This window comes from Streptomyces sp. NPDC036822, from assembly GCF_055609145.1.
This window is the reverse complement of the sequence record NZ_JBVJPY010000053.1, coordinates 1-4,551: the sequence shown is the minus strand read 5'-3', so window position 1 is coordinate 4,551 and position 4,551 is coordinate 1. Positions and strand designations below refer to the sequence as shown.

Sequence of the window (4,551 nt, the reverse complement as noted above, 5' to 3'; positions counted from 1 at the left end):
ACACGAAGCCCCTGGTGGAGACGGATTTCTTGGTCGAAAACCCATCTACCAGGGGCTTCACCTGCCTGTCAGCCCAACTGCCCGGCTCGACGAGCGGGATGGAAAACGCTCAGTGGCCAAACTGAAATAGCTTGGATGCGCGGTGGTGGTCGGTGTGGGGTGGCCTCGCTGACGACCTTGTGCGTGGCGGCGGGGTGGGGGCCCATGGGACAGGGGCAGCGGAACTGCGCTGGGAGACGCTCAGGCGCTCTTGGCGGTCGGGGGCGCCGCCAGCACGGAAGGCGTACTCGGCGGGCGATGGCAAGCAGTTCGGTGCGTAGTTCCTCGGGGAAGGTGTGGGGACGGTATGCCGGACTTGTAAACGCCGGCGGATTTCGTGGGCAATCTACTGGGCGGTCGGAGTCACCAACGGGCTGGTCCATGGCGACCTTGGGGGTGTAGTCAGGGACGCCCGTCCCTGACTACACCCCCACCTAGCTATTTATTTGAAAATTGCCACGGACTTCTTGGAGATATTCTGTTCGTGCAGGAGCAGTTCTACTTGGGCGCGTTGCCCTTCGGTGTCGCAGAGGATAGAGAACCAGCCTGTGGCCTGGCTGCTGTTGACGCTATTCTTGTATGCCTTACGCAGCTTGCTGAGGCCCGCAGGAGCCTTAACCTCGACATTTAGTGCGCCGCGGTAGGATGGTGCGGGCGGGGTGTCGAGGTTGAATCCGCTGAAGACCAGCAGCGGGCTTTCTGTACTGGCGCCGTATACTGCGAATCCGATGGGCCGGCGTGTGGCATGGTGACTGGCGGAGTGTTGGGCGTACACCGCGCGGTTATGGTTTCGGATGGCCTTTCTCTGAGCAGCGAGCCGGGCTAGGGCTTCCTGCTGGCTCGCGCTCGATGCCCCCTCCTCGTTCTGCGGTTGCCGACCTACTGGATGATTAGCGGGGAGGGCCATTTCGTTGATGAGGCGGTGGACGGTTCCCAAAGCCTCGGTGGAGGAGAGGCTCTCTGTGACCTGGTCGACGGAGAAATCTACCGTGCCAGTGGTGTGCACTTCCGGTGGGAGGGCCTCTCCGGTATGCAGGCGCATGTATCCATAGACCGCTACAGGAGAGGAACTGTGTCGATCGCCTATAGCTAGCCGTGCCTCGCTCGTGTAGGCAGAGGCGCAAAGCACTCGGTATGTAGTCCAGCCTCCTTGGCATTCCGTCAGCTCACGGACGTTGTCTTCGTGTAGATTCGAGCCAAGGTCAGTCCCATAAGGAGGCTTCCTAGAATGCTTTGCCAGGGCTATCTCGTCCTCGAACAACTGCTCCGCAGTCGGAAGAGAGTCCTGTGAATAATGACTCAGCACCCGCTGGTGAGCATCGTGGAGTCGGAGTAGGAGTGGCTGAATCTGATTATATTCCGCCATAATTACCGAGTCGTTGTCGCTGAACTCTTGGAGGCTTTCCCAGAAGGCGGTCGAAAAGAGCTGGACGAAATCCTCAGGGCCCTGGCCTTGAAATGTCCTGCATATGGCAAGGTGGAGCGTGTTTTCTGGACCCCGTTCCGACAACATATCTTCGCCGTCCAACGCAACTATGACGCTCTCGCACAGCGGGCAGCTGACCGATTCGGTGGTGAAGTTCATGAATTTTTCCTTTCGAGTGAAAATGAGAGCACTTTCAAGCACCGCACGGCCCAGCTCCCTACGTGGAGTGGACGCGGCTGCGGTGAACCTATGACACGATTACGCTTCTCCCTGGACTCTTATCCTGGCCTGTCCACAACGATTCTCGATTCGGCCCCTCAGGCCAGGTGGAAATGTTCCTTTAAGAGTTCCCACAGCCCGACTGCGCACAACGCACCTCACATGCCGCCTACCGAAACTTCATGCCCAAGGTCCAAGACCGAGGCAACATTTTGTTGCCTGTATGGCAGCCATCCAAGGGCATTACCTTCCCTGCCTTATTCCGAAAGGATGCCTCTTTCATCCTGGATAGTTGCAGGTCAGCAGTGCCTGGATGGTCTGGACGATGGTGCTGATGCGGCGGGTGGAGCATCTGGTTCGGCGGAGCAGTCGCCAGGACTTCAGCTGTACGAAGGCACGCTCAAAAATGTGGTCGCGGCTGAGCTGCTGGTAGTGCTCGGGGTGTTCGCGGTGGTGGTAATAAGGAGTGTGGAAGGTGGCGCCGGCGTTAGGCGCGATGGGCGAGCCCGAGGACCTGCCGGGTGAGACAGGCCTGGACGATGCCGTGGGCCCGGGCCGTGGTCAGGTCGTAAGTCCGGCCGGGGAACCACAGCGGTGTGCCGTGGGGACGGGCGTTGACTTGCACGTTCATATCGTGCCTGCGGTGCTTCATCGAATAGTACGGCTTATCCGAGCGGATCCGGCCGATGAGGGATGCCTATCGTGCACGAGGCCGTAAGTTGTTCGTATCGTATGCCCGTTGGATGCCTACCTGGAAGTTATGGTCGGGAATCTCCCAAGCCAGCATCCATTCGGGTGATTGTTGCGCGACAAACTCAAAAAAATCGCCACAGGGACTCACTCGATCCGCAGTACCAACCTGGTATACCCAGAGAGGAGGTCGTCCCGAATACTGATGAATGCAGCGGCATACCTCATTTTCCATCTTTTCGCTCGCTGTTGATTAAGATTCGAACAGGGGCGACGGCCTGGTGGATCAGTTGAAGCGATCCTGGGACCTGACCGAAGGCCTGGAGGGAAGTTTCAGTCATTAAGCATGCTGCATCCTGCCCAAAAGAGCATCCATGAGGGATCTAAGATCGGCATCTGTGTGCTCTTCAACCGGGCTATCAGCAAAGCCGACATGCTCGATGCAGCGTCCGCGATGGGTGTCCGGCTACGGATCTGCCGGTCATGGTCTATCGCCGCGGCTTGCTTCCCCATCCGCACGCTCTTGACCAGCACAGATGCCAGGTTGGGAACTGTAAATCGTTCGGTGTAACCCCCGATCATGGAGGATCCGCCGATGACCAGTGAGAGCGTGGCCGAAGACGAGAACGTCGAGCCGTTGGAGCCGCAGCCGGTGAGGGCGGTGGATGGCCGGCTGATCGACGAACTGGTTTCCCGGTCCATGCCGAGGGGTTGCAGCTGACCGGTGAGGGCGGGCTGCTTCAGCAGCTGACGAAACGGCTGCTGGAGTCCGCTCTGGAGGGCGAGATCACCGATCATCTCGACGATGACACGCGCCACCCGGCCGGGAAGAACGGCGACAACTCCCGCAACGGCACCCGCGCGAAGACGGTGCTGAGGGACGTCGGTCCGACGGAGATACCCGTGCCGCGTGACCGGGACGGGTCGTTCGAGCCGAAGATCGTCAAGAAGCGGCAGAAGCGTCTGACCGGCGTGGATGAGATGGTCATTTACTTGTCCGCGAAGGGCCTGACGACCGGTGAGGTCCAGGCCCACCTCGCGGAGAAAGCCGAGCGTCAGATCCGCGATCGGTGCCTGACGCTGTCGGAGATCTTGGAATCCGGTGGGGCTGATCAAGGTGAGCGCTCTACCCGAGCGATTCGTTCATCCTGGTCAGATGCCTGCTCGACCCGTCGGCGGCCGACGGGTCGGGTAGCCCCCTCTGGGCCCGGTGCCCGTTAGGCGAACGCAACGTTCGTGGTGGGTGCTGCCCTTGTTGCCGTGGTGACGAGTGGGGCGATGACGGTTCACTCGTTCGTGGCGAGCGGCCCGAGATCAGCGGACCCGGCTGCCAGTGCGAAGGCACGGTTGGGCCCCCGCGACTTCAGTGGTCCGAGATGTGCGTTCGCTCCCGTACCGGCTGAGTGGTTCCCGAGCTGAGGGTGCAGGTGGCGCAGTCGTGCAACCCGCACGGCACACCACGGCGATGGCGATCCGTGACCATCTCAACGGTCTATGGAGTGATGAGGACTTCGCGGAGTGGTACCCGCGGGACGGCAGCCCGGGGCTGTCGCCCGCTCAGTTGGCGACGGTGTCGGTCTTGCAGTTTCTGCCGGAGCTGTCCGACAGGCAGGCCGCCGAGTCCGTGCGCAACCGGATCGACTTCAAGTACGCCCTGGGCATGGAGCTGGAACACCCCGGGGTTCACCACAGCGTTCTCACCGATTTCCGTGACCGTCTGGCCGAGGAAGAACGGGCGGCCAGGCTGCTCGATCTCGCGCTGGAGAAGATTCGGGCCGTCAGCCCGGTCCATGTGCGCCGCTGGCAGCGCACCGACTCTACCCACGTCCTGGCCGCGGTCCGCGACCTGACCCGCCTGGAGCTGGTGACCGAAGCCATGCGGGGCCCGCGGAACTACCGTGACTGCCCTAGTGACCCGAGTCGGAGGTTTGTTGCTAGTTCGGTATGAGTCGTCCGGGTCCGAAGATTCCGCCGTTGTCAGTGAGCCTTTTTCATCCTGAATAGTTGCAGGTCAGGAGCGTGTGGACGGCTTGGACGATGGTGCCGATGCGGCGGGTGGAGCATCGGGCTCGGCGAAGGATCCGCCAGGACTTCAGCTGGGCGAAGGCGCGTTCCCCAGGAGCTCTCAGGCGGGCGTGGTCGCGGTTGAACTGCTGGTAGTGCTCGGGTTGTTCGCG

3 protein-coding genes and 2 pseudogenes are annotated in these 4,551 nt (G+C 61.2%); 2 read left to right on the top strand and 3 right to left on the bottom strand.

Annotation, left to right across the window (positions count from 1 at the left end; all coding sequences use genetic code 11):
* Window positions 1-481: 481 nt before the first annotated feature.
* Window positions 482-1,624 carry a hypothetical protein gene (locus tag ACZ68P_RS36030; protein ID WP_471013585.1) on the bottom strand — a complete coding sequence of 381 codons (1,143 nt, stop codon included), beginning with the start codon at window positions 1,622-1,624 and terminating at the stop codon, window positions 482-484.
* 339 nt (window positions 1,625-1,963) lie between these two features.
* Window positions 1,964-2,369 (bottom strand): annotated as a pseudogene (locus ACZ68P_RS36025) (transposase family protein); the annotation flags it as partial.
* 600 nt (window positions 2,370-2,969) lie between these two features.
* Here ACZ68P_RS36025 and ACZ68P_RS36020 point away from each other — a divergent pair.
* Both ACZ68P_RS36020 and ACZ68P_RS36015 read left to right on the top strand, forming a co-directional pair.
* A pseudogene (locus tag ACZ68P_RS36020) lies at window positions 2,970-3,418 on the top strand (transposase); the annotation flags it as partial.
* A 421-nt stretch (window positions 3,419-3,839) separates the two neighbouring features.
* Window positions 3,840-4,322 carry a transposase gene (locus ACZ68P_RS36015; RefSeq protein WP_471013583.1) on the top strand — a complete coding sequence of 161 codons (483 nt, stop codon included), beginning with the start codon at window positions 3,840-3,842 and terminating at the stop codon, window positions 4,320-4,322.
* A gap of 43 nt (window positions 4,323-4,365) precedes the next feature.
* On the opposite strand, the gene ACZ68P_RS36010 is transcribed toward ACZ68P_RS36015, so the two are convergent.
* A partial coding sequence (locus ACZ68P_RS36010) for a transposase family protein (RefSeq protein WP_471013582.1) occupies window positions 4,366-4,551 on the bottom strand: 186 nt, incomplete at its 5' end.